Here is a 23,325-nt window from a genome sequence, read left to right on the forward strand (position 1 = left end):
TACCCACATGTTCAGCGACATCGCGCGCGACTTCGGTCAGCGCGTGATGCTGTGGCAGGTCGCGATCCTGCTTGCGACGCTGCTCGTCGCGTGGCTGCTCGCGCGGACGCTGCGCCGCCGCATCAAGCGGTGGCAATCGACGCGCTACGAGAGCCTGCGTTTCGGCATGGAAAGCCTCGACCGGGCGGCTTTTCCGCTGAGGGGCGCGGCACTGGTGTGGCTCGCGCGGGCGATCGCCGGCCAGTTCATGGACACCGCGCTGCTCGATCTGGCGCTGGTGCCGCTCGCCGGCATTGGACTGATTGACGCTGCTGTCGCTGATCACGGGGCTGTTGTGGGTCGCCGTCACGTTGATCGTCGCGATGTGGCTCGGCTCGTGGTTCGAAGATCGCCTGATGCGCACGAAGACGCTCGACGCGAATCTGAAGGTCGTGGTCGCGCGCGTCGACCGAGCGGCCTTCGTGCTGGCGGCGATCCTGATCAGCCTGTCGATCGTCGGCATCGACATCACGGTGCTCGGCGTGTTCGGCGGCGCGCTCGGCGTCGGGCTCGGCTTCGGCATGCAGAAGATCGCGAGCAACTATGTATCGGGCTTCATCACCCTTCTCGATCGCTCGTTGCGGATCGGCGACACGATCAACGTGAGCGGCCTGCAGGGCCGCGTCACGCAGATCCGCACACGCTATACCGTGGTGCGCGGACTCGACGGCATCGAGACGCTGATTCCGAACGAAAAGCTGATCACCGACGTCGTGCAGAACCAGTCGTCGTATCTGCCCCGCGGCTATGCGCGGGCGGCCGTGCAGATGCCTACACATTCGACGTCGAGCCGGCGATGACGCTGCTCGCCCAGGCCGCCGCCGTGCCGCGGGTGTTGCGCGAACCGGGGCCGACGCCATTTCTGGTCGGCTTTGGCCGGGACGGCATCAATCTCGAGTTGGGTTTCTGGATCGAAGATGCGGCGAGCGGCACGCGTGGCGTGCTCTCAACCGTCAACTGGAATATCTGGCGTCTCTTTTCCGAGCACGGCATCACTATTGCGCTCCCGCAACGCGAGGTACGCATCGTCGGTCAGACAAGCGGCCCAATGCCGCACCCGGTGGCGATGACCGATCCGGTTTCCGACACCACGTCCGATCCCGCGCTCAGGCCCGCCAATCGTGCCGCCAACGATGGCCGTTAAGCCCCATTTCGCGCCGCGGCAAGGCATGCGCCTGTGCCCAGGCAATCGCTATCGACTTGATTGCGCACAAAAAATCCCTATTTGTTACAAACACTTGGAACCGTTCAAGTAGAATATCGTCCTATCCCGCTGTATGCTTTCACTTTCATGACACGCGCGCCGCGTGTGCTTCGTATCTTTCGTTCTGCAGGTAACTTACCTTGTTGAATTCTTTGCTCGATTTCCTTGCCCACGGGCTGCTGCATTTCTCGTGGTGGCAACTCGTCGTGTACACGCTGATCGTGACGCACATCACGATTATCGGCGTGACCGTCTATCTGCATCGCTGCCAGGCGCATCGCGCGCTGGATCTGCACCCGATCGCCAGTCATTTTTTCCGCTTCTGGCTGTGGATGACCACCGGCATGCTGACCGGCCAGTGGGCCGCGATTCACCGCAAGCACCACGCGAAATGCGAGACCGAAGAGGATCCGCACAGCCCGCAGACGCGCGGCATCTGGAAGGTGCTGCTCGAAGGCGCCGAGCTCTATCGCACCGAAGCGAAAAACGAAGAAACGATGCGCAAGTTCAGTCACGGTACACCGAACGACTGGATGGAGCGCAACGTCTACACGAAGTACCCGATTCTTGGCGTGAGCCTCATGATGGTGATCAACGTCGCGCTGTTCGGCGTCGTCGGCCTGACCATCTGGGCCGTGCAGATGGTGTGGATCCCTTTCTGGGCCGCGGGCGTGGTCAACGGCCTCGCGCACTTCTGGGGCTATCGCAACTTCAATTCGTCGGATGCGAGCACCAACATTTTCCCGTGGGGCATCATCATCGGTGGCGAAGAGCTGCATAACAATCACCACACGTATGCGACGTCGGCGAAGCTGTCGAACAAGTGGTACGAGTTCGACATTGGCTGGATGTACATCCGCATCATGCAGGCGTTTCGTCTGGCCAAAGTGAAGAAGGTCGCACCGACGCCGCGGCTGACCACCGGCAAGCTCGTGCTCGATCAGGACACGCTGCAGGCCGTGCTCGCGAACCGCTACGAAGTGATGGCGCGTTACGCGAAAGCGATCAAGCGCGCATACCGCCAGGAGCTCGCGCATCTGAAGGAAGTTGGCGCGCGCGAAAAGTATCAGGTGATGCGTGGTGCGCGCAGCTGGTTCCACAAGGAAGAGGCGGGCCTGAACGAGCCGCAGAAGCTCCAGCTGCCGCAGATTTTCGCGAACAGCCAGAAGCTGAAGACCTACATCGACATGCGCAACGAACTGGCGGCAATGTGGGAGCGCTCCAACGCGTCGCGCGAGCAATTGCTGGTGCAATTGCAGGACTGGTGCCATCGCGCAGAGCAGAGCGGTATCAAGGCGCTGCAAGACTTCGCGATGCGACTGCGTCGCTATGCCTGAAATCCATTAAAATTTCAGGACGTCACAAAACCCCGCGCTGGCGGGGTTTTGCATTTTTGGGCCGTGGAAATGCATTGCGCGTGTAGCGCGATCGGCAAGCCGCGGCGGCCAGGTGAGGGCAGAGGAGATGATGAAGCAGCAGGCGATCAGGACCGTCGAATTCGATCGGCCTCAGGCGCAGGGCACGACCTGCGGGATCGGGCAGGCGTGGGCGAAGGTGCCCGAGACGCCGTCGGCGGAAGAAAAGCGGGCGCTGAAGGCGCGCATTCGCGAATTACTCAAGCGCGAGAAAGCAGTGCTGGTCGCGCACTATTATGTCGACGCCGAATTGCAGGAACTCGCCGACGAAACCGGCGGTTGCGTGGCCGATTCGCTGGAAATGGCGCGCTTCGGCCGCGATCACGAGGCGCAGACGCTGGTGGTCGCGGGCGTGCGCTTCATGGGCGAGACCGCAAAAATCCTCAGTCCAGACAAGCGCATTCTGATGCCGGATCTGGATGCGACCTGTTCGCTCGACCTCGGTTGTCCGGTCGACGAGTTCTCGGCGTTCTGCGACGCACACCCGGACCGCACGGTGGTCGTGTACGCGAACACGAGCGCGGCCGTGAAGGCGCGCGCGGACTGGATGGTGACGTCGTCGATCGGGTTGGAGATCGTCGCCGATCTGCATGCGCGCGGCGAGAAGATCATCTGGGCGCCGGACCGTCATCTCGGCAGCTTCATCCAGGGCAAGACCGGCGCGGACATGCTGATGTGGCAGGGCTCGTGCCTCGTGCACGACGAATTCAAGGGCATCGAACTCGATCTGCTGCGCGCCGAGTATCCGCACGCGAAGGTGCTCGTGCATCCGGAGTCGCCGGCCAACGTGGTCGCCCAGGCGGACGTGGTCGGCTCGACCACGCAGTTGATCGACGCCGCGCGGAAGCTCGACGCGACGCACTTCATCGTCGCGACCGACCTCGGCATCCTGCACAAGATGCAACTCGCCGCGCCCGGCAAGACGCTAATTGCCGCGCCGACGGCCGGCAACAGCGCGACCTGCAAGAGCTGCGCGCATTGCCCGTGGATGGCGATGAACGGACTCGCCAATCTGGCCGATGTGCTCGAGCGCGGCCACAACGAAATCTTCGTCGAGCCTGGGATCGGCGAGCGTGCGCGTCTACCTATCGATCGCATGCTCGATTTCGCGGCGCGTCACAAGAAGCGCGTGCAGGCGAGCGGCGATCTCGCGCGCGACGCGCAACTGTATTCGAATGTGGGGGCAGCGTAATGAAGGTGGTGGAGAAGGCGCCTGAGCAGGTAGTGGCGCGCGAAGGGGCCGACGCAGTGTCGCCGCTTTTCGCGGCGATTCACGCGCAATATGGCGTGGCGTTCGACGCGGCGCTCGCACGCAATGTCGCCGATGCACTCGCCGAAGATATCGGCACCGGCGATCAGACCGGCCGCCTCGTGCCTGCCGATGACGTTCGCGACGCGCGCATCATCGTGCGCGAGGAAGCGGTACTGTGCGGCGTGCCGTGGTTCGACGCGGTGATGCGCGCGGTCGATCCTCGCATCGTAGTTCAATGGCGTTACCGCGAGGGCGACCGCATGAGCGCCGACACGACGGTCTGCGATCTTCGCGGGCCGGTGCGCGCGCTGCTGACCGCCGAGCGCAACGCGGTGAATTTCCTGCAGCTGCTGTCGGGCGTGGCGAGCGCGACGCGCCGCTATGTCGACGCGATTGCTCACACGCACGCGCGCGTTCTCGATACGCGCAAGACGCTCCCGGGCTTGCGGCTCGCGCAGAAGTACGCGGTGCGCATCGGCGGCGGTGCGAACCAGCGGCTCGCGCTGTACGACGGCATTCTGATCAAGGAAAACCATATCGCCGCGGCCGGCGGCTTGGGCGCGGCGATGGACGCGGCGCTCGCGTTGAATGCGGGCGTGCCGATCCAGATCGAAGTCGAAACGCTCGAACAACTGGAAACTGCGCTCGCGCATGGCGCGCAGTCGATCCTGCTCGACAACTTCTCGTTCGACATGATGCGCGACGCGGTTCGCATCACGGCCGGGCGCGCGGTGCTCGAAGTGTCCGGCGGTGTGAATTTCGAGACCGTGCGCACAATCGCGGAGACTGGCGTGGACCGCGTGTCGATTGGCGCACTGACCAAAGACGTGCGCGCGACCGACTACTCGATGCGGATCGTTTGAGCGCCGCGCGTTTTAGCGCGACAGTCGACGCTCGTGACGACTTAACAAGGCCATTGCCGGAGCTTACCGGCAATGGCCTTGTCGTTTGTGGCGTCGTTCCAGCGTGTATTTCGGCCCAAGGCTGTCAGGTATTCGGCCTGCGTACATACTTCGGCGTGAGCACCGTCGGTAGCGCCTTGGGTAATGTGGACGGCCAGTCGCGGCTGAAATGCAGGCCGCGGCTTTCGCGCCGCGAGCGCGCGCTGTCCACGATCAGCGATGCCACATCGACCAGATTGCGCAGTTCCAGCAGATCGCGGCTCACCTTGAAGTTCGCGTAGTACTCGTGGATCTCGTCGCGCAGCAACGCGAGCCGATGCTTCGCGCGCTCGAGTCGCTTGTCGGTGCGCACGATACCGACGTAGTTCCACATCAGCCGGCGCAGTTCGTCCCAGTTGTGCGCGACCACGACCTCCTCGTCCGGATCGGACACGCGGCTTTCGTCCCAGGCCGGCAGCGGCGCGTGAACGGCGGCAGCGAAGCCTTCTGCTTCGATCGCCTTGGCGGCGGAGCGGCCGGTCACGAGGCATTCGAGCAGCGAATTGCTGGCAAGTCGGTTCGCGCCGTGCAGGCCGGTGCAGGACGTTTCGCCGACTGCGTAGAGACCCGCGAGATCGGTGCGGCCCGCCAGATCGGTGACGACGCCGCCGCACGTGTAATGTGCGGCCGGTACCACTGGAATCGGCTCTTTCGTGATGTCGATGCCGAACTCGAGGCAGCGTGCCAGGATCGTCGGGAAATGCTCGTGCAGGAACGCGGCCGGCTGGTGGCTGATGTCGAGGTACACGCAATCGATGCCGCGTTTCTTGATCTCGAAGTCGATCGCCCGCGCGACGATGTCGCGCGGCGCAAGCTCCGCGCGCTCGTCGTGATTGGGCATGAAGCGCGTGCCATCCGGCAGTTTCAGAATGCCGCCTTCGCCGCGCACTGCTTCCGAAATCAGGAACGACTTCGCGTATGGGTGAAACAGGCACGTTGGGTGGAACTGGATGAATTCCATGTTCGACACGCGGCAGCCGGCGCGCCATGCCATCGCGATGCCGTCGCCGGTCGCGGTGTCGGGGTTGGTCGTGTACAGGTAGACCTTGCCGGCGCCGCCGGTCGCGAGCACCGTATGCGGCGCTTCGATCGTAACGGTGCGGCCGCTTTGCAGATCGAGCGCATACAGACCATGGCAGCGGCGGCCAGGCAGGCCGAGGCGTTCGGACGTGATCAGGTCGATTGCGTGATGGTCTTCGAACAGCGTGATGTTCGGATGCTGGCGCACCTGCTCGCTGAGCGTGGCGACGACCGCATGGCCGGTCGCGTCGGCCGCGTGAATGATCCGGCGATGGCTATGGCCGCCTTCGCGCGTCAAATGAAAGCCCAGTTCGGCGGCCTCGTCTTTCGTGAACGGCACGCCCTGTCCGATCAGCCATTCGATCGCGGCGCGCCCATGCTCGACGATAAAGCGTGTCGCCGCCTCGTCGCACAGGCCGCCGCCTGCGGTCAGCGTATCGCGCACGTGATTCTCGACGCTGTCCGCCGAATCGAGCACCGCGGCGATGCCGCCTTGCGCCCAGTCGCTCGCGCCTTCGGTCAGCGATCGCTTGGCGATCACAGCAACGCGCCGTGTCTGCGCGAGATTGAGCGCGACGCTCAAACCAGCCAGACCGCTACCGACAATCGCCACATCGAATTCCATTGCCCACATCTCCGTCTTTCGTTTTGCGATGACGGCGCGCGAACCGCACGCCGCGAAAACGACAAAGGATACGCGCCGCATCGCCCTTGCGAAAGCTGGCCGAACGGAATAGGGCGATTCGCGCGCGCCTTGCGGAGCTATCGCGAGGTCCGTGCAAAAACAAAAAAGCCTCGCACGAATGCGAGGCTTTTCATGTTTTTGCCTTCGTCAGGCTGGAGAGCCAAGATTACTTGATCTTGGTTTCCTTGTAGTCAACGTGCTTGCGGATGACCGGATCAAATTTCTTGATCAGCATCTTTTCCGGCATGTTGCGTTTGTTCTTCGTGGTCGTGTAGAAGTGACCCGTGCCTGCGGTCGATTCCAGCTTGATCTTGTCGCGTGCGCCTTTCGCCATGATTTACTCCTTAGGCTTCACCGCGTGCGCGCAAATCTGCGAGCACAGCGTCGATACCGTTCTTGTCGATCAGGCGCAGGCCGGCGTTCGAAACGCGCAGACGCACCCAACGGTTTTCGCTTTCCACCCAGATACGGCGGTTTTGCAGGTTCGGCAGGAACCGGCGCTTGGTCTTGTTGTTCGCGTGGGAAACGTTGTTGCCGCTCATCGGCGCTTTCCCAGTTACTTGGCATACGCGTGCCATGAGAGCACTCCTAATACGCTAATTCTGAGTTCGAACGCCGTGAAAGTTTCCCGAAAAGAGCCGCGCTGAAAGTGTGCGAAGTTGCGCCGAATTTGCATCGAGACACTTCGCTACCACAGCTGCCTGACCTTTGCGGAACGCCTTGATGGCTTCGGAACAGGGGGTTGGAAATAGGCAAACCGGAATTCTAGCAGAAAAAAAGCCGCAAAATCAAACCTTATTTGCGATGCGGGACGCTGCGCCGTACGGCGGCCATTCCGCTTCCCGCGCTCGGGCGGGCTTGCGCGCGAGCCCCGGCCAGCCGGCGCGGGCGAACGAATATACGGTGTCCGCGCCGATCACCAGATGATCGATCAACTGCACATCGACGAGCGCGAGCGCGTCGCGCAGCGTCTGCGTGAGGCGGCAGTCGCTGGCACTCGGCTCGACGGCGCCGGACGGATGATTATGCGCGACGATCAGGCTGGCCGCGTTCGCGGCGAGCGCCCGCCGCACGATCTCGCGCGGATACACGGCCATGCGCGTGAGCGAGCCGCGCGCGCTTTCCTCGCAGCGGATCAGCCGATGCCGGGCGTCGAGAAACAGCGACACGAACACCTCCTGCGGCTGTCCGCCGATCAGAAGGCGAAGATAACTTTCGACCGCTTCGGGCGAATTCATTAGCGGGCGCTTGCGCATCTTGTCGACCAGCGAGCGACGCGCCATTTCCATGATCGCGAGTAATTGCGCTTTTTTCGCGGGGCCGATGCCGCGAATGCCGTCGAAGTCCGCATAAGTCGCGTCGAGCATCGCGCGCAGGGAGCCGAAGCGATCCAGCAGCGCCCGCGCGACGCTGAACACGTCGTGACCGGGCAGGCCAGAGCCGAGCACGAGCGCGATCATTTCGGTGTCCGACAGCACGTCGGGGCCCTGCTCGATCAGTCGCTCGCGCGGCATGTCGCGCCGGAGCCATTTACCCCGAAACAGTTGCCGCCGGCAGCGGGCGGTGGAGTCGGCGGCTTCTGACGGGGCCTCGGCCGACCGATTCGCGGCGGCTTTCACGCCGCCTCCGGCGCGTGCCGGCGCCTTCGGTCGTCGCAGCGTTGGCGCAGGTGTTTCGTCGATTGTGCTGTCGAAATCAGCCATATATATAGAGTCCTCCGCGTAAGGTTGACGGCGCACGCGGCGCAATGCGCCGCCGGGCCGTGCCGCCCTCGCGCGCGACGGACTCAAGCCGGCGCCCGCTAGGTGGCTTACAATAGACACTTTGCGCACGGCACGCCGACGGTTTGCCACACGCGTCGACTGCCCCGCGGCGCACGCGTGCAGCGCTTCGACTGAGCGAGCATTGCATGAGCATCATCGATATTTCCGAGGTGAAACCCGGTTCACACGTCACGCTGCATTACCGGCTTTCCCTTGCCGATGGCGCCGAAGTGATCAACACGTTCAACGACAAGCCGGCCACGCTGCTGCTCGGCGCCGGTCAACTGGCGCCGCCGCTGGAAGATATTTTGCTGGGTTTGAAGGTGGGCCGCCATTCGACCTTTCAGCTAGCGCCGGGCCAGGCGTTCGGCCCGCGCAATCCGGATCTGATCCAGCGCGTGTCCCTCGCCACGCTGCGGGAGAACAGCATGATCGGCGAGGATTTTTCCCCGGGTGACCTGGTCGAATTCAACGCGCCGGGCGGCGGGCGCTATGCCGGCGTACTGAAGGAAGTTGGCGAAACGTCGGCCCTATTCGATTTCAATCACCCGCTTGCCGGCCAGGCGCTGGCGTTTGAAGTGAAAATCATCGGGATTCTGTAAACATGAGCATCACGGATACGACTCTTGCCGAAGCGGAGATCCTGCTGGCCCAGCCGCGCGGGTTCTGCGCCGGCGTCGACCGGGCGATCGAGATCGTCGAGCGGGCCATCAAGCTGTATGGCTCGCCGATCTACGTGCGTCACGAAATCGTCCATAACGCCTATGTGGTCGAAGACCTTCGCAAGAAGGGAGCGATTTTCATCGAGAACCTGGACGAAGTGCCGGCGGGCAACACGGTGATCTTCAGCGCGCATGGCGTGTCGAAGGCCGTGCGCTCGGAGGCGGAGTCGCGCGGGCTGCGGGTGTACGACGCCACCTGTCCGCTCGTGACCAAGGTGCATATCGAAGTCGCGAAGATGCGCCAGGACGGTTTCGACATCGTGATGATCGGCCACAAGGGCCACCCGGAAGTCGAAGGCACGATGGGCCAGGCGGCCGAGGGGATGCATCTGGTCGAGGACATCGAGGATGTGCAGGCGTTGCAGCTCGCCGATCCGGAGCGGATCGCCTTCGTCACGCAAACCACGCTGTCGGTCGACGACGCCGCCGAAATCATCGGCGCGCTGAAGGCCAAGTACCCGTCCATCCGTGAGCCGAAGAAGCAGGACATCTGCTACGCCACGCAGAATCGCCAGGACGCAGTGAAGTTCATGGCGCCGCAGTGCGACGTCGTGATCGTCGTCGGCAGTCCGAACAGCTCGAATTCGAACCGCTTGCGCGAGCTCGCCGAGAAGCTCGGCGTGCCAGCCTATATGGTCGATTCGCCCGATCAGATCGATCCGGTTTGGGTCGAGGGCAAGCGCCGCATTGGCGTGACCGCCGGTGCGTCGGCGCCGGAGGTGCTGGCGCAGGCGGTGATCGCGCGTTTGCGCGAACTGGGTGTGCGCAACGTGCGCGCGCTCGAGGGCATCGAGGAAAACATCGCGTTTCCGCTGCCACGCGGGCTCGGTCTGCCAGCCTGACAATCCGTTAGCTACACTGAAAGGAAAGCGCGCCCGTGGGCGCGCTTTTTTTATGCCCGTGCCCGACGAACCTCTGATTAAATTAAGTGCCACATCGAATGAGCGGTCAACCTTCGGTGGTCTCGCGCACAAATTATTTTGAATTGTGATCGGGGCTTTTATCGATTTTGGCGCGATGCGTCCCCGTTTTAAGCTCGTCAAAGCCTTAAGACAGATTGATCGTGCACTGAATTGGTGCAATTTACCGAGCGCGCGCTAAATGGTCATACCCGACGCAAAGCCCGGCCTACCCGGGATTCGCGCCGATCGCCCGCAACACTTGATGCCAGCGGGTTCGGCGCCGGTGCAACTGGTGCACGAAAACGGATCGCAACCAGGTTGCGCCTTTTAACGGATTTCGCTCTCAAAATCAGGTTGCAATGCAGGAAAACCCCACCGGTTCAACAATATTGCCACCCGCATAATTGGAGTTACAATGCGCGCGTTCTCAAGGCCTTGAGGTCCTGGACAGTGGATTTTGCAAGGCGCAGGAGACCTTACTTGATGCGAGTCAAATTTGCTTACGCCGTGTCCATCGCGGCCACGGTTGCGATGCTGACCGCGTGCGGCAAGAAACAGGATGGCGAAGCGGGAACGGGCGCATCGGGGGCCTCGGCCGCGGCGGTTGCCGCCGCGAGCGAAGCGACTATCGTGAAGATCGGTCATGCGGCTCCGTTGACGGGCGGCATCGCGCACCTGGGCAAGGACAACGAAAATGGGGCGCGCCTCGCGGTCGAAGAAATCAATGCGCAGGGTTTGACGATCGACGGTCGCAAGATCCAGCTGCAACTCGACGCGCAGGACGATGCGGCGGACCCGAAAACCGGCACCGCCGTCGCGCAGAAGCTGGTCGACGATCACGTGGTCGCGGTGATCGGACACCTGAACTCCGGGGTCTCGATTCCGGCGTCGAAGATCTATAGCGACGCGAGCATCGTCGAGATCTCGCCGTCGTCGACGAATCCGGCCTATACGCAGCAAGGGTTCAAGACGACCTATCGGGTGGTCGCGACCGACGCGCAGCAGGGTCCGGCGCTCGCCAATTACGCGACGAAGGCGCTGGGCGCCAAACGCATCGCGGTCGTGGACGATGCGACCGCTTACGGCAAAGGTCTCGCGGACGAGTTCACGAAGACCGCCGAGGCGAGCGGCGCGAAGATCGTCGCGCGGGAGGCGACGAGCGACAAGGCCACGGATTTCCGGGCCATTCTCACGAAGATCAAGAGTGTTCAGCCGGACGCCATCATGTTCGGCGGCATGGACGCGACGGGCGGGCCGTTTACGAAGCAGGCGGCGGCGCTCGGTATCAGGGCAAAAATCCTTGGCGGCGACGGTGTGTGTACCGACAAGGTAGGTGAGCTGGCGGGTACCGCCGTGCAAAACCTGGTCTGTTCGGAAGCAGGACTCGCGCTTTCGAAAATGACCAATGGAGCGGACTTCGAAAAGAAGTACGAGGACCGTTTCCACACGCCGGTGCAGATTTACGCGCCGTTCACGTATGACGCTGTGTACGTGATCGTCGATGCAATGAAGCGCGCTAATTCTATCGAGGCGCCCAAGGTGCTGGCTGCGATGCCTTCGACCGATTACAACGGGGTAATCGGCCACATCGCGTTCGACGACAAGGGTGATTTGAAAGAGGGCGCCATTACGCTTTACGACTTCAAGGACGGCAAGAAAGCAGTGCTCGACGTCGTAAAGATGTGATGACGGGAAGTTCGGCCTGACGGCACCGACACCATCCAACGGTGCCGTTTTTGCATCCGCCCAAGGTGAGCTCGCGACCGCATCACGGTCGTCAGGGCAAGCCGGCAACGGATAACCCTTACCGGTCTTTTACATCAGTACCCGCAGTGCCGTTGAGATTCGTAGCGCATCACCGCCCACCGGCAGATGAAAAACGCGAATCCAGTCGCACGGGCTAAGGAGCATTAAATGGATATCTTCATCCAGCAGATCCTGAATGGACTGGTGCTTGGCAGTGTCTACGCCATCATCGCACTGGGCTATACGATGGTTTACGGCATTCTGGGCATCATCAACTTCGCCCACGGCGACGTGTTGATGGTGGGCGCGATGGTTGCGCTCTCCGCCATAGGTGTGCTGCAGAACCACTTCCCCGGCCTCGGCAACGTGCTGACGCTCGTGATCGCGTTGATCATCGCGGCGGCGGTCTGCGCGGTGGTCGGCTACACGATCGAGCGGGTCGCCTACCGGCCGTTGCGGCGTGCGCCGCGTCTCGCGCCGCTGATCACCGCGATCGGTGTATCGATTCTGCTGCAGACGCTCGCGATGATGATCTGGTCGCGCAATCCGCTGCCCTTCCCGCAGTTGTTGCCCACCGACCCGCTCAACGTGATCAAGGCCACCGACACGACGCCCGGCGCCGTGATCTCGATGACTGAAATCGTGATCATCGTGGCGGCGTTCCTCGTGATGGGCGGCCTCCTGCTGCTCGTGCACAAGACCAGGCTCGGCCGTGCGATGCGCGCGATCGCCGAGAACCCGAACGTCGCGAGTCTGATGGGTGTGAACCCGAACTTCGTGATTTCGGCGACCTTCATGATCGGCTCCGCGCTGGCTGCGCTCGCCGGCGTGATGATCGCGTCCGAGTACGGCAACGCGCACTTCTACATGGGCTTCATCCCTGGCCTGAAGGCCTTTACCGCGGCGGTGCTCGGCGGTATCGGCAATCTCGGGGGCGCGATGGTCGGCGGCGTGCTCCTCGGCCTGATCGAGCAGTTGGGTGCCGGCTATATCGGCGACCTCACGGGCGGCGTGTTCGGCAGTAACTACCAGGACGTGTTCGCGTTCATCGTGCTGATCGTCGTGCTGGTGTTCCGTCCGTCGGGCCTGCTCGGCGAACGTGTCGCGGATCGCGCCTGATCCCGGGCCACAAGGAGTCAACAATCATGACCTCAATTCAACCGATCGAGCCGTCCACGACGCTCATCCCCGAAAAGAACCGCACGAAGACGCTGACTATCGGTATTCTCACGGCGATCTTCGTGATCGCGGCGCCGATGGTCATCGGCGCCGCGGGCGGCAACTACTGGGTCCGCGTGCTCGACTTCGCGATGCTGTACGTGATGCTCGCGCTGGGCCTGAACGTGGTGGTCGGCTTTGCCGGCCTGCTGGACTTGGGCTACATCGCGTTCTACGCGATCGGCGCCTACACGGCCGCGCTGCTGAGCTCACCGCACCTCGCGACGCAATTCGCGTGGATCGCGCATCTCGCGCCGAACGGCATCCACGTGCCGATCTGGATCATCGCGCCGATCGCGATGGCGCTCGCCGCGATGTTCGGGATTCTGCTCGGTGCGCCGACACTGCGTCTGCGGGGCGACTACCTCGCGATCGTGACCCTCGGCTTCGGGGAAATCGTGCGGATCTTCATGAACAACCTCGACCGTCCGGTGAACATCACCAACGGCCCGAAGGGGATCACCGGGATCGATCCGGTGTCCGTCGGCGGCTTCAGCCTCGCGCAGACACACTCGCTGTTCGGCATGCAGTTTCCGTCGGTGTACCTGTACTACTACCTGTTCGTGCTGTGCGCGCTGTTCGTGATCTGGACCTGTACGCGTCTGCAGCATTCGCGGATCGGCCGCGCGTGGGCCGCGATCCGCGAAGACGAAATCGCCGCCAAGGCGATGGGCATCAATACCCGTAACGTGAAGCTGCTTGCGTTCGCAATGGGCGCGTCGTTCGGCGGCCTGTCGGGCGCCATGTTCGGCTCGTTCCAGGGTTTCGTGTCGCCGGAATCGTTCACGTTCTGGGAATCGGTCGTGGTGCTCGCCTGCGTGGTGCTCGGCGGCATGGGCCACATTCCGGGCGTGATCCTCGGCGCGGTGCTGCTCGCGGTGTTCCCCGAGTTCCTGCGCTCGACGATGGGTCCGCTGCAGAACATGATCTTCGGCCATGAAATCGTCGATACCGAAGTGATCCGTCAGTTGCTGTACGGCCTCGCGATGGTCGTGATCATGCTGTACCGCTCGGAAGGCCTGTGGCCCGCGCCGAAGCACGAAGACAGGATTGCGAAGCTGGCGAAGCGTGGCGGCAAGAAGCCGGTGCGCGCATAAGGTCCGGTGGAGAAAAAGACATGAGCGATAACGTAAGCAACAACGCGACGACCCGGCTGTCGGTGAAGGGCGTCAACAAGCGCTTCGGCGGCCTTCAGGCGCTTTCCGAGGTCGGCCTGCAGATCCGCGCGGGCGAGATCTACGGCCTGATCGGCCCGAACGGCGCCGGCAAGACCACCTTCTTCAATGTGATCACGGGTCTGTACACGCCGGATTCAGGCGAGTTCAAGCTCGACGGCGAGAGCTACACGCCGACCGCGGTCTATCAGGTCGCGAAGGCGGGCATTGCGCGCACGTTCCAGAACATCCGTCTGTTCGGCGGCATGACCGCGCTCGAAAACGTGATGGTCGGCCGTCATGTGCGCACGAAGCACGGTCTGCTCGGCGCGGTGTTCCAGACGCCGGCCGAACGCCAGGAAGAGCGCGAGATCAAGGAGCGCGCGCTCGAACTGCTCGACTACGTCGGCATTACGCAGTACGCGGACTATACGTCGCGCAACCTGTCGTATGGCCACCAGCGGCGGCTCGAAATCGCGCGTGCGCTGGCGACCGATCCGAAGCTGCTCGCGCTCGACGAACCGGCGGCCGGCATGAACGCCACCGAGAAGGTCGAGCTGACCAGGCTGCTCGACAAGATCCGTGCGGACGGCAAGACGATTCTGCTGATCGAACACGACGTGAAGCTCGTGATGGGTCTGTGCAATCAGATGACGGTGCTCGACTACGGCAAGGTGATTGCGCAAGGTTTGCCGCAGGACGTGCAGAAGGATGCGAAGGTGATCGAAGCTTATCTGGGTGCGGGGGTCCACTGATGTCCACGACGCAAGCAATGTTGAAAATCAAGGGCCTGCAGGTCAACTACGGTGGCATCCAGGCGGTCAAGGGTGTCGACCTCGAGGTCGGGCAGGGCGAACTCGTCACGCTGATCGGCGCGAACGGCGCGGGCAAAACCACGACGATGAAGGCGATCACCGGCCTGAAGGCGTATGCGGCCGGCGACATCGAGTACATGGGTCAGTCGATCAAGGGCCTGCCCGCGCATGAGCTTCTGAAGCGCGGTCTCGCGATGGTGCCGGAAGGGCGCGGCATTTTCGCGCGCATGTCGATCGTCGAGAACATGCAGATGGGTGCGTATCTGCGCAACGATGTCGATGGCATCAAGTCGGACGTCGAGCGCATGTTCGGCTTCTTTCCGCGTCTGAAGGAGCGTGCATCGCAATACGCGGGCACGCTGTCGGGCGGCGAGCAGCAGATGCTCGCGATGGCACGCGCGATCATCTCGCGGCCCAAACTGCTGCTGCTCGACGAACCGTCGATGGGTCTGTCGCCGATCATGGTCGAGAAGATCTTCGAAGTGGTGCGCCTGATTTCCTCTGAAGGCATGACCGTGCTGCTCGTCGAGCAGAACGCGCGGCTCGCGCTGCAGGCGGCGAATCGCGGCTACGTGATGGACTCCGGTCTGATCACGATGTCGGGCGACGCGAAGCAGATGCTCGACGATCCGAAGGTTCGGGCCGCCTATCTGGGTGAATGAGTGGGTGAATGAGTGAGTGAATAGTTGGACGTATGCCCTTTGCGCACACGTCCGGCTTGCAACGCGCCCCGCGATGCAATGTCGCGGGGCACGTTTTATTTTTCTGGTTGGGACGTGAATTAAGGGAGTCGCCCGATAACCGAACTGATTTCGTCTTTTGTGAACGCACGCAGCGTTTGCGAGCGGACATTGCCGGCCGAGCCGAGTGCGAAGCCGAAGGCGAGGAAGCTCTGCTCGTCTGCCGCTTCGACGACCGAGACAACGTCGTATGCCCCTAACGTCCAGTAGATCTGCTTCATCTCGCAGCCAAAAGATTTCGCCATTTCCGCCGCCTGCCCGGCTCGCTCTGCACTGTTCTTGATCGTGCGGATACCCTGATCCGTAAATTGCAGGAGCACCACATAAGTCGCCATGAAGATTCCCCTTAGGATTCCAACGCGTTGGGACTCAGACGCATGAGCCGCCCCCGGGGGGAAGGGTCGCGATTCGCCGCAAACCTGTCTTTCCAGCGCCGGCGTCGTCTCGTGCGTAAACGATTTTAGGCAATCCGACTGCTCGCCATCTGCTATTTGTCCGAATCCGCCGATATGTGCGCTGCTTGCGGGAGAACCATTGAAAAAGCCGCATGCGTCAAGCAACGCAAGCGGCTTTCTTTAATCAGGCGTACGACGCGAATCAACTGGCCGGGGCCGCGTCGGCGTATTGGCCGAGCCGCTTGCCGAAGCTGATCACCGCATCGGTGCGATACCCGAGCGCATCGTAGAACGCCCGTATTTCAGCCGTTGCCGACGACAGTACCTGCAGGTTCAGCTTCGGACAACCAAGCTTCGTCAACTCGCTCTCGACGTGCGCGACGAGCCGCGTGCCGATGCCATGACGTCGCAGCGATGCGTCGACCGCGAGCGAATACAGCCAGCCGCGGTGTCCATCATAGCCGCCCATTACGGTGCCGACGATGCGTCCATCGAGCACCGCGACGAAGAACAGCTCCGGTTGCGTCGCGAGCTTGTTGGCGATCGACAGACGCGGGTTGCGCTGCGGTCGCGTCACGTCGCGATACTCGGGAAACACCTCCTGCCATAGCGCAATCACGGCTTCGGTATCGGTCGCGTCGAAGCGGCGGATCGACAGCGTCGTGTTCGTCGTCATCGGTGCGCTCCGTGGTTGATTACAGCGAGTCGAGAACCGAGCGCAGCATCGCCAGCATCTGGTCGATTTCTTCGGTCGTCACGTTAAGCGCCGGCATGAAGCGCAGCAGGTTCGGACGCGCGGCGTTCAGCAGCACGCCGTCGGGTTGCATGTCGCGCGCCTTCTCGACAATCTGGTTGCCGATGTCCTTGCCGAGCAGCAGCGCGCGCAGCAGACCCTCGCCGCGCTCGCCCTTGAAGCCGCGCTCCTCGGACAGCTCGAGCAGCTTCGTGCGCAGATATTCGCCGCGCGAGCGCACGCCTTCGAGGAAGCCCGGCGCCGTCAGCTGCGAGATCACCGAGTAGCCGACCGCGGTCATCAGCGGATTGCCGTTGTAGGTGCCGCCCTGATCGCCCGCTTCGAACACGGCGATTTCCGCCTTCGACAGCAGCGCTGCGAGCGGCACGCCGCCGCCGATGCCTTTGCCGAGCGTCATGATGTCCGGCTCGATGCCCGACAGCTGATACGCGAACAGCGTGCCGGCGCGTCCACAGCCGCTTTGCACTTCGTCGACGATCAGCAAGATGTTGTGTTTTTTCGTCAGCTCGCGCAGTTGCTGCATGAACTCGCGGGTTGCGGGGATCACGCCGCCTTCGCCCTGGATCGGCTCGAGCATCACCGCGACGGTCTTCGCGTTGATCAGTTTTTCCACCGACGCGATGTCGTTCAGGTCCGCCTTCGGGAAGCCCGGCACCTGCGGCGCGTAGATCGTGTCCCAGCCCGGCTTGCCGCTGGCCGACATCGTCGCGAGCGTGCGGCCGTGGAAGCTGTGGTCGAACGTGACGATCTCGAACGCGCCGTCCTTGAACTTCCTGCCCCACTTGCGCGCGAGCTTGATCGCGCCTTCGTTCGCCTCGGCGCCGCTGTTCGCGAAGAACACCTTGTCGAAGCAGCTGTGCTGCGTGAGCAGGCCCGCGAGCTTCGCCATCGGCTCGTTGTAGAACGCCGGCGACGGGTTGATCAGCAGCTTGGCCTGCTGGTTCAGCGCTTCGATCATGCCGTCGTTGCAGTGGCCGAGGCTATTGACCGCCCAGCCCTGAATGAAATCCAGGTAGCGCTTGCCGTTGTTGTCGTAAATCCACGAGCCTTTGCCGTGCGTGAAAACGATTTCAGGCCGGTTCGTGATGTACATCAGCGAATCGATTGGATACTCATTGAAATTCATGACGGCAGGCTCCAGGCAAAAGGGTAAGAGCAGGGTGAAGAAACGGTGACGGTTTGGCCAATAAAAACGGCGGCCGGAAAAACAGAAAAGCCACGGCATGCCGTGGCTTTCATGATTCGAACAGCTTGCGCCCAGGTTTTGTGTGGCGCGAGTCCGTGACGAAGCCAGCGGCGTCCCTAAGGGAGCGGCGAGCGGCGACGTCGGAATTCGGACTGGATGCGGTTCATGCGCGAAAGAATACGATAAGAAAAGCGCTGGTGTAAACCATGAATTTGCACTGGTGCTGCTTCGGGGGGAATTTGCCGCCGTGCAATCAGACCGCGTTCGCGAGATCGGCCGCGCTGGTGAACGAGTCCGCGTAGAACTCGTCTTCCGGCAACTGGTGATGCTGCGTGAAGTCGCGCAGCGCCGATTCGACCATCACCGGCGCGCCGCATGCATATACCTGGTAGGCCGACAGATCGGGCAGATCCTCGATCACCGCCCGATGCACGAAGCCCGTGCGGCCCGTCCATGCGTCGCCCGCATCGGGCTCGGAGAGCACCGGCACGAACTTGAAGTTCGGAATCTCGCGCGCCCATTGCTCGGCGAGTTCGAGCAGATACAGGTCTTTCTTGCGGCGCGCGCCCCAGTAGAGCGTCATGGGGCGCGTCATGCTCTTGAACACCGCATGCTCGACGATCGCCTTCAGCGGCGCGAAGCCGGTGCCCGACGCGAGCAGCACGATCGGCTTGTCCGAGTCTTCGCGCAGGAAGAACGTGCCGAGCGGCGCTTCGAAGCGCAGGATGTCGCGCTCCTTCATCGTGTTGAACACATGGTCGGTGAACGCGCCGCCGGGCATGTGGCGGATGTGCAGCTCAACCGGGCCTTCGACGTGCGGCGCGCTCGCCATCGAATAGCTGCGGCGCTTGCCGTCCTTCAGGATGAATTCGAGGTACTGGCCGGCCAGATATTGCAGACGTTCGTTGGCGGGCAGTTGCAGCTTCACGACGATCACGTCGTCGGCCTTGCGCTCGATCGCGTTCACGCGGCACGGCAGCTTCTTGACCTGCACATCGCCGACGCCGGCCACTTCGCGGATGTCGACTTCGAGATCGGAGCACGCGGTCGCGCAGCACAGGAGCGCCATGCCGCGCGTCTTTTCGTCGTTCGACAGCGCCGACGACGAGTGCGCGCGCTGTTCGACCTCGCCGCTCACGACCGTGCCTTTGCACGAACCGCACGCGCCGTTCTTGCAGCCGTACGGCAGGCCGATGCCTTGACGCAGCGCTGCGGAGAGCACCGGTTCGTCCTGTTCTACCTGAAACTGCCGGCCGGTTTGCCGGAGCGTGACGTTAAATGCCATAAAGTGTTCGGAATCGAAAATTCGGAATCGTAATGGGGACCCGCCGGATCAACCGCGCGGTACCTGTTGCGTGTGACCGCTACAATGCGCCCACCATGAAAGCGACACGAAACTTCCGCCGGCCGCGCGTGCTGATCGTAGGATGCGGCGACGTCGGCATGCGCTGCGTGTCCCTGTTGCGGCCGCGCGCGCGTATCTTCGCGTTGACGAGCCATGCCGCGCGCTGCGATGAGTTGCGCGCCGCGGGCGTGATGCCGCTCGTCGGCGATCTCGACGCGCGCGGCAGCCTCAAACGGCTCGCGCGCCTCGCGCCGACGGTGCTGCATCTCGCGCCGCCGCAGAAGTCCGGCGACGACGATCGACGCACTCGCGCGCTGCTTGCGACGTTAGGTGCCGCAGGCCGCATGAACGCTTGCGCGGCGAGGTCGTCCGTCGCGCCGATCGCGCGGTTGCGCCGTGCGCGCGCTTCAGGTCTGGACGCTGAAACACCCGATATTGTACCCGACGGGGTGCGCCGGACCGGCGCTTCGCGCGCACCGGTGCGCATCGTTTACGCGAGCACGACAGGCGTCTACGGCGATTGCGGCGGCGCGTGGATCGACGAAACGCGCGCGCCGCGGCCCGCGAATGCGCGCGCCAAACGTCGCGTGTCGGCCGAGCGGCAGTTGCGGCGCGCGACGGCGCGCGGCAGCGTCGCCACGAGCATCGCGCGGATTCCGGGCATCTATGCGCGCAATCGTCTGCCGCTCGCGCGGCTCGAAAGAGGCACGCCGGCGCTCGTCGATGCCGACGACGTCTACACGAATCACATCCACGCCGACGACCTCGCCGCGATCCTCGTGCGTCTCGCCACGCATGGCCGGCCCGCGCGCGCACTGCACGCGTCCGACGATTCGTCGCTGAAAATGGGGGAGTATTTCGACGCGGTCGCCGATGCGTTCGGGCTCGCGCGCCCGCCGCGCATCACGAGAGAGCAGGCGGAGCAGCAGATCGATCCGATGCTGCTGTCGTTTATGCGCGAGTCGCGCCGGCTCGTGAACCGGCGTCTGAAGGAGGAATTGCGGGTACGTCTGCGCTATCCGAGCGTCGAGGATTTTTTGCGCGAGGCGAATGGGAAACGCGGCTAGGCCGGCAGCAGAAACAAAATATCGCCTCGCGAGGGCGGAGTTGCCCCGCAAAGCGTATCCGCCGCACCGCATCAATGCGCCGCGCAACACGAACTGCGCGGTCCAACCGGCATCAGCTCAGCGCAGGCAGCACTTCCAGCAACAGGAAGCACAGCATCCCGCCGATCAATGCGCCGATCAGATTCGGATGGTAGTTGTGCCGCAGCCGCATGATGACCAGCAATCCGCCGACCAGCAGCAGCGCAAGGCAGATAAACGCGGTCATCGCGTGCGGAAACGCCATCGTGCCGTCGATTTGCATGACGCCCCTCCCTGAAACCTTTGTAGTCGTTTGTTTAGACGAGTATAGGGCGACATGTAAGCAACGGCATGCTGCAACGCAACGGCCTATGTTCGGTGCACCGCAATGCGCGCGGGCTTTCTCCGGCGCATCAAGGGCTTAGGCGGGCGCTCGTTGGGGCTAGTCGTTTACCCGGCCCGCAGCGCGGCAAGAGCCGCTGCGTCGAGCCATTGCCATGCGCCGGGCGCGAGCGCCGCGGGAAGCGCGAGCTCACCGATCCGTTCGCGATGCAGCGCCTCGCAGCGGTTGCCCGAGGCCGCGATCATCCGCTTGACCTGGTGGTATTTGCCTTCGAGCACGGTGAGCGCAAGCGTGTGAGTGTCGCGCGCCTGGGCGTCGAGCGCGGCGCTGGGTTTCGTTTCGCCGCGCAGCAGCACGCCGTCGCGCAGCGCGGCGAGCTGCGCGTCGTCGAGCGGATGGCGCGTGGTTGCGACGTAGAGCTTCGGCACCTTGCGTTTCGGCGACGTGAACTGATGCACGAACTTGCCGTCGTCGGAGAGCAGCAGGAGGCCCGTGGTGTCCTGATCGAGACGGCCGACGCACTGCACGCCGCGCTCGGCGAACTGCGGCGGCAGCAGGCTGAACACGCTCAGATGATGCTGCGGATCGCGCGAGCATTCGTAGCCGATGGGCTTGTTCAGCAGCAGATACGCGTGCTCGCGATACGGCCATTCGACGTTGTCGACGCTAAAGCGCAACGCGCCGCCATCAATAGCGAAATCGGCGTCGGCATCGGTGCAAATCGCACCGTCGACGCTGACGCGGCCGTCGCCGATCAGCGCACGGCATTGGCGGCGCGAACCGAAACCTTGAGTAAAGAGAATGCTTTCGAGATTCATGGCGAGCGAAGAATAACACCGCAAGAACCGGAGCGCCCCGCAGGCCCTGAGCGCCGACGATGAATGCCTCACGTCAAATCTCGGGAGTGCATCGATGTCCGCCACGTCTTCCCCTTCGTCGTCTTCGCCGTCCAATGCTCAACGTCTGCCCCGCGCATTCCAGCGCCTCGCCTGGTCGAACCTGTGCGCGCAATCGGCGGAGCAGATCAGCCTCGCCGCCGCGCCGCTCGTCGCGGTGTTCGCGCTCGGCGCCGACGCGCGCGATACCGGTCTGCTGCAAACCGCGCAGACGCTGCCGTTCCTGTTGCTGTCGATGCCGCTCGGCGTTTGGGCCGACCGCCGCTCGCGCCGCGTGCTGATGACGCTCGCCGAGAGCGTGCGGGTCTGCGCGATGCTGTGCGTGCTGCTGCTGGTGCTCACGCATGCGCTGAACCTGCCGCTGCTCGCCGCGCTCGGCTTCGTCGCCGCGACGGGTACGGTCGCCTACAACGTTGCGGCGCCGTCGCTGGTGCCGTCGATCGTGCCGCGCGACGCCTATGCGAGCGCGAACGGCCGGCTCGAACTCGCGCGCAGCGTCGCGTATTCGGCGGGGCCGGCGCTGGGCGGCGTGCTGGTCGGCTGGATCGGCGCGGGTTGGGCGTATGGCGGCGCGGCGATGTTGTCGGCGTTCGCGGTCGCGTTGCTGGCGGGATTGCGCGAGCCGCCGCGCGCGGCCGCGCCGCGGCGGCACTTCATGCTGGAGCTGCGCGACGGCACGCGCTTCGTGCTGCGCGATCCGTTGCTGCTGCCGATGCTGCTGACCGCCGTGTTCTTCAATCTCGGCTTCTTCATCCTGCAGGCGGTCTATGTGCCTTACGCGGTGCATCGGCTGGGGCTCAATGCCTCGGCGGTCGGCGTGACGCTCGGCGCGTACGGGGTCGGCATGGTCTGCGGCGCGCTCGCCGCGCCCGCGGTCGCGCGGCGTCTCGCATTCGGCCGTCTGCTGATCGTCGGACCGTCGTGCGGCCTGCTCGCGTCGCTCGTGATGGTGGCGACACTGATCGTCCCATCGTTCTGGCTCGCGCTCGCGAGCTTCTTCCTGCTCGGCGCGGGACCAATCCTGTGGGTCGTCGGCTCGACCACGCTGCGTCAGGCGATCACGCCCGAACGGATGATCGGCCGCGTGTCCGCGCTGATCAGCACCGCCACCTACGGCGCGCGGCCGGTGGGCGCGTTGCTCGGCGCCGCGCTCAGCGCGCGCTGGAGCATCGACGTGTGTCTGGTCGCGGCGTCGCTCGCGTTCGTCGTGCAGGCGCTGATCATCGTGATGTCGCCGGCGGCGCGGCTCCTGGGCATTCCCGAACAGAGCGCGGCGACGTGCTGAGCGGCGGAGCGCGGCACGCGGTGAAGCCACCCATCGCCCCGATGAAAATGGATTTTCATCGGGGTGCAACAGGGCTCGGCTGCCGAACCCCCTTGTCTGAAGGGCCGTAGGCCGCCCCAGTTATTGGGATGTCGCACACTGAACATCAAGGGCCTACGCGTAGCCGCGCCACATGTGCCAGAGTGGGTGCGACAAAGTTCGTGCGACTGGCCTACGTTCGCGCCAAAGTTGTAGCATGTCTCCGGCCGCGATCGGCCGGAGCCGACCCGTTGCGGGCATCCGCCTCGCCGAGCGCGAGCGTCGGTTTTGTGGTGCGAAGCGGTTATTGGAATCCCCATTGAAGGCGAATGCGAACGGTAGTGGCCAGCCGTCCGACGCGGCACACGCGGCCAACACACCCCGCAACGGCCGATCGGTGGA

22 protein-coding genes and 1 pseudogene are annotated in these 23,325 nt (G+C 63.5%); 13 read left to right on the forward strand and 10 right to left on the reverse strand.

What is annotated here, in order from left to right:
- Positions 1 to 7: 7 nt before the first annotated feature.
- From HDG33_RS06410 to nadC, 4 genes and pseudogenes are all read left to right on the forward strand, one after another.
- Positions 8 to 1,183 (forward strand): annotated as a pseudogene (locus HDG33_RS06410) (mechanosensitive ion channel family protein).
- Between the two features lie 200 nt (positions 1,184 to 1,383).
- A complete protein-coding gene (locus tag HDG33_RS06415; RefSeq protein WP_184023139.1) occupies positions 1,384 to 2,580 on the forward strand; it encodes an acyl-CoA desaturase in 1,197 nt (398 codons plus the stop codon).
- A gap of 130 nt (positions 2,581 to 2,710) precedes the next feature.
- Positions 2,711 to 3,850, forward strand: a complete 1,140-nt coding sequence (gene nadA, locus HDG33_RS06420) for a quinolinate synthase NadA (RefSeq protein ID WP_184023309.1) — start codon at positions 2,711 to 2,713, stop codon at positions 3,848 to 3,850.
- Positions 3,850 to 4,773: a carboxylating nicotinate-nucleotide diphosphorylase gene (gene nadC / locus HDG33_RS06425; protein WP_184023141.1), complete on the forward strand. Its 924-nt coding sequence runs from the start codon at positions 3,850 to 3,852 to the stop codon at positions 4,771 to 4,773. Before nadA ends, nadC begins: the two co-directional genes overlap by 1 nt.
- 124 nt (positions 4,774 to 4,897) lie before the next feature.
- On the opposite strand, the gene nadB is transcribed toward nadC, so the two are convergent.
- The 4 genes from nadB to radC form a co-directional block, all read right to left on the reverse strand.
- A complete protein-coding gene (gene nadB / locus HDG33_RS06430; protein ID WP_184023143.1) occupies positions 4,898 to 6,496 on the reverse strand; it encodes an L-aspartate oxidase in 1,599 nt (532 codons plus the stop codon).
- A gap of 226 nt (positions 6,497 to 6,722) precedes the next feature.
- Positions 6,723 to 6,890: a 50S ribosomal protein L33 gene (rpmG, locus tag HDG33_RS06435; protein WP_008919555.1), complete on the reverse strand. Its 168-nt coding sequence runs from the start codon at positions 6,888 to 6,890 to the stop codon at positions 6,723 to 6,725.
- A gap of 10 nt (positions 6,891 to 6,900) precedes the next feature.
- Positions 6,901 to 7,134, reverse strand: a complete 234-nt coding sequence (rpmB, locus tag HDG33_RS06440; RefSeq protein ID WP_007180631.1) for a 50S ribosomal protein L28 — start codon at positions 7,132 to 7,134, stop codon at positions 6,901 to 6,903.
- A 210-nt stretch (positions 7,135 to 7,344) separates the two neighbouring features.
- The gene (radC, locus tag HDG33_RS06445) at positions 7,345 to 8,259 is read right to left on the reverse strand and encodes a RadC family protein (RefSeq protein ID WP_184023311.1); all 915 of its coding nucleotides are present in this window, start codon (positions 8,257 to 8,259) and stop codon (positions 7,345 to 7,347) included.
- A 206-nt stretch (positions 8,260 to 8,465) separates the two neighbouring features.
- On the opposite strand from radC, the gene HDG33_RS06450 reads away from it, so the two are divergent.
- The 7 genes from HDG33_RS06450 to HDG33_RS06480 all read left to right on the forward strand — a co-directional run bounded on the left by HDG33_RS06450 (position 8,466) and on the right by HDG33_RS06480 (position 15,538).
- Positions 8,466 to 8,921 carry a peptidylprolyl isomerase gene (locus HDG33_RS06450; RefSeq protein WP_090801560.1) on the forward strand — a complete coding sequence of 152 codons (456 nt, stop codon included), beginning with the start codon at positions 8,466 to 8,468 and terminating at the stop codon, positions 8,919 to 8,921.
- A gap of 2 nt (positions 8,922 to 8,923) precedes the next feature.
- Positions 8,924 to 9,883 carry a 4-hydroxy-3-methylbut-2-enyl diphosphate reductase gene (ispH, locus tag HDG33_RS06455; RefSeq protein ID WP_184006365.1) on the forward strand — a complete coding sequence of 320 codons (960 nt, stop codon included), beginning with the start codon at positions 8,924 to 8,926 and terminating at the stop codon, positions 9,881 to 9,883.
- A gap of 543 nt (positions 9,884 to 10,426) precedes the next feature.
- Complete coding sequence (locus tag HDG33_RS06460) at positions 10,427 to 11,629, forward strand: branched-chain amino acid ABC transporter substrate-binding protein (RefSeq protein WP_184023145.1); 1,203 nt, start codon at positions 10,427 to 10,429, stop codon at positions 11,627 to 11,629.
- A 228-nt stretch (positions 11,630 to 11,857) separates the two neighbouring features.
- Positions 11,858 to 12,808 carry a branched-chain amino acid ABC transporter permease gene (locus HDG33_RS06465; protein WP_184023147.1) on the forward strand — a complete coding sequence of 317 codons (951 nt, stop codon included), beginning with the start codon at positions 11,858 to 11,860 and terminating at the stop codon, positions 12,806 to 12,808.
- A gap of 26 nt (positions 12,809 to 12,834) precedes the next feature.
- Positions 12,835 to 14,004, forward strand: coding sequence for an ABC transporter permease subunit (locus HDG33_RS06470; RefSeq protein WP_184023149.1), 1,170 nt, complete (start codon positions 12,835 to 12,837; stop codon positions 14,002 to 14,004).
- A 20-nt stretch (positions 14,005 to 14,024) separates the two neighbouring features.
- Entirely contained in the window at positions 14,025 to 14,816 is a 792-nt protein-coding gene (locus HDG33_RS06475) for an ABC transporter ATP-binding protein (RefSeq protein WP_184023151.1), read from the forward strand.
- Positions 14,817 to 14,833: 17 nt separating this feature from the next.
- The gene (locus HDG33_RS06480; RefSeq protein ID WP_409258974.1) at positions 14,834 to 15,538 is read left to right on the forward strand and encodes an ABC transporter ATP-binding protein; all 705 of its coding nucleotides are present in this window, start codon (positions 14,834 to 14,836) and stop codon (positions 15,536 to 15,538) included.
- 119 nt (positions 15,539 to 15,657) lie between these two features.
- On the opposite strand, the gene HDG33_RS06485 is transcribed toward HDG33_RS06480, so the two are convergent.
- The 4 genes from HDG33_RS06485 to HDG33_RS06500 all read right to left on the reverse strand — a co-directional run bounded on the left by HDG33_RS06485 (position 15,658) and on the right by HDG33_RS06500 (position 19,236).
- A complete protein-coding gene (locus HDG33_RS06485; protein ID WP_018421572.1) occupies positions 15,658 to 15,951 on the reverse strand; it encodes a GYD domain-containing protein in 294 nt (97 codons plus the stop codon).
- A gap of 262 nt (positions 15,952 to 16,213) precedes the next feature.
- Complete coding sequence (locus HDG33_RS06490) at positions 16,214 to 16,687, reverse strand: GNAT family acetyltransferase (RefSeq protein ID WP_184023155.1); 474 nt, start codon at positions 16,685 to 16,687, stop codon at positions 16,214 to 16,216.
- Between the two features lie 19 nt (positions 16,688 to 16,706).
- The gene (locus tag HDG33_RS06495; protein WP_184023157.1) at positions 16,707 to 17,891 is read right to left on the reverse strand and encodes an acetylornithine transaminase; all 1,185 of its coding nucleotides are present in this window, start codon (positions 17,889 to 17,891) and stop codon (positions 16,707 to 16,709) included.
- A 313-nt stretch (positions 17,892 to 18,204) separates the two neighbouring features.
- The gene (locus HDG33_RS06500; RefSeq protein ID WP_184023160.1) at positions 18,205 to 19,236 is read right to left on the reverse strand and encodes a CDP-6-deoxy-delta-3,4-glucoseen reductase; all 1,032 of its coding nucleotides are present in this window, start codon (positions 19,234 to 19,236) and stop codon (positions 18,205 to 18,207) included.
- Between the two features lie 95 nt (positions 19,237 to 19,331).
- Here HDG33_RS06500 and HDG33_RS06505 point away from each other — a divergent pair, with 95 nt between their 5' ends.
- Positions 19,332 to 20,363, forward strand: coding sequence for an SDR family NAD(P)-dependent oxidoreductase (locus HDG33_RS06505; protein WP_184023162.1), 1,032 nt, complete (start codon positions 19,332 to 19,334; stop codon positions 20,361 to 20,363).
- A 112-nt stretch (positions 20,364 to 20,475) separates the two neighbouring features.
- Here HDG33_RS06505 and HDG33_RS06510 read toward each other — a convergent pair whose 3' ends face one another.
- Together HDG33_RS06510 and HDG33_RS06515 are read right to left on the reverse strand one after the other, a co-directional pair.
- Positions 20,476 to 20,664, reverse strand: a complete 189-nt coding sequence (locus HDG33_RS06510) for a hypothetical protein (protein WP_184023164.1) — start codon at positions 20,662 to 20,664, stop codon at positions 20,476 to 20,478.
- A gap of 167 nt (positions 20,665 to 20,831) precedes the next feature.
- The gene (locus HDG33_RS06515; RefSeq protein WP_184023167.1) at positions 20,832 to 21,542 is read right to left on the reverse strand and encodes a pseudouridine synthase; all 711 of its coding nucleotides are present in this window, start codon (positions 21,540 to 21,542) and stop codon (positions 20,832 to 20,834) included.
- A 94-nt stretch (positions 21,543 to 21,636) separates the two neighbouring features.
- On the opposite strand from HDG33_RS06515, the gene HDG33_RS06520 reads away from it, so the two are divergent.
- A complete protein-coding gene (locus tag HDG33_RS06520; protein ID WP_184023169.1) occupies positions 21,637 to 22,905 on the forward strand; it encodes an MFS transporter in 1,269 nt (422 codons plus the stop codon).
- Positions 22,906 to 23,325 lie beyond the last annotated feature (420 nt).

This window comes from Paraburkholderia sp. Cpub6 (genome assembly GCF_014201065.1).
Classification (GTDB): domain Bacteria; phylum Pseudomonadota; class Gammaproteobacteria; order Burkholderiales; family Burkholderiaceae; genus Paraburkholderia; species Paraburkholderia tuberum.

Coding starts and splice junctions, on each gene's coding strand:
- HDG33_RS06510 (WP_184023164.1), bottom strand. CDS start 20,664: ATGCAAATCGACGGCACGATGGCGTTTCCGCACGCGATGACCGCGTTT.
- nadA (WP_184023309.1), top strand. CDS start 2,711: ATGAAGCAGCAGGCGATCAGGACCGTCGAATTCGATCGGCCTCAGGCG.
- HDG33_RS06515 (WP_184023167.1), bottom strand. CDS start 21,542: ATGAATCTCGAAAGCATTCTCTTTACTCAAGGTTTCGGTTCGCGCCGC.
- rpmG (WP_008919555.1), bottom strand. CDS start 6,890: ATGGCGAAAGGCGCACGCGACAAGATCAAGCTGGAATCGACCGCAGGC.
- HDG33_RS06485 (WP_018421572.1), bottom strand. CDS start 15,951: ATGGCGACTTATGTGGTGCTCCTGCAATTTACGGATCAGGGTATCCGC.
- HDG33_RS06470 (WP_184023149.1), top strand. CDS start 12,835: ATGACCTCAATTCAACCGATCGAGCCGTCCACGACGCTCATCCCCGAA.
- HDG33_RS06465 (WP_184023147.1), top strand. CDS start 11,858: ATGGATATCTTCATCCAGCAGATCCTGAATGGACTGGTGCTTGGCAGT.
- HDG33_RS06495 (WP_184023157.1), bottom strand. CDS start 17,891: ATGAATTTCAATGAGTATCCAATCGATTCGCTGATGTACATCACGAAC.
- rpmB (WP_007180631.1), bottom strand. CDS start 7,134: ATGGCACGCGTATGCCAAGTAACTGGGAAAGCGCCGATGAGCGGCAAC.
- HDG33_RS06475 (WP_184023151.1), top strand. CDS start 14,025: ATGAGCGATAACGTAAGCAACAACGCGACGACCCGGCTGTCGGTGAAG.
- nadC (WP_184023141.1), top strand. CDS start 3,850: ATGAAGGTGGTGGAGAAGGCGCCTGAGCAGGTAGTGGCGCGCGAAGGG.
- nadB (WP_184023143.1), bottom strand. CDS start 6,496: ATGGAATTCGATGTGGCGATTGTCGGTAGCGGTCTGGCTGGTTTGAGC.
- HDG33_RS06500 (WP_184023160.1), bottom strand. CDS start 19,236: ATGGCATTTAACGTCACGCTCCGGCAAACCGGCCGGCAGTTTCAGGTA.
- HDG33_RS06520 (WP_184023169.1), top strand. CDS start 21,637: ATGTCCGCCACGTCTTCCCCTTCGTCGTCTTCGCCGTCCAATGCTCAA.
- HDG33_RS06450 (WP_090801560.1), top strand. CDS start 8,466: ATGAGCATCATCGATATTTCCGAGGTGAAACCCGGTTCACACGTCACG.
- HDG33_RS06460 (WP_184023145.1), top strand. CDS start 10,427: ATGCGAGTCAAATTTGCTTACGCCGTGTCCATCGCGGCCACGGTTGCG.
- HDG33_RS06490 (WP_184023155.1), bottom strand. CDS start 16,687: ATGACGACGAACACGACGCTGTCGATCCGCCGCTTCGACGCGACCGAT.
- ispH (WP_184006365.1), top strand. CDS start 8,924: ATGAGCATCACGGATACGACTCTTGCCGAAGCGGAGATCCTGCTGGCC.
- radC (WP_184023311.1), bottom strand. CDS start 8,259: ATGGCTGATTTCGACAGCACAATCGACGAAACACCTGCGCCAACGCTG.
- HDG33_RS06505 (WP_184023162.1), top strand. CDS start 19,332: ATGAAAGCGACACGAAACTTCCGCCGGCCGCGCGTGCTGATCGTAGGA.
- HDG33_RS06480 (WP_409258974.1), top strand. CDS start 14,834: ATGTTGAAAATCAAGGGCCTGCAGGTCAACTACGGTGGCATCCAGGCG.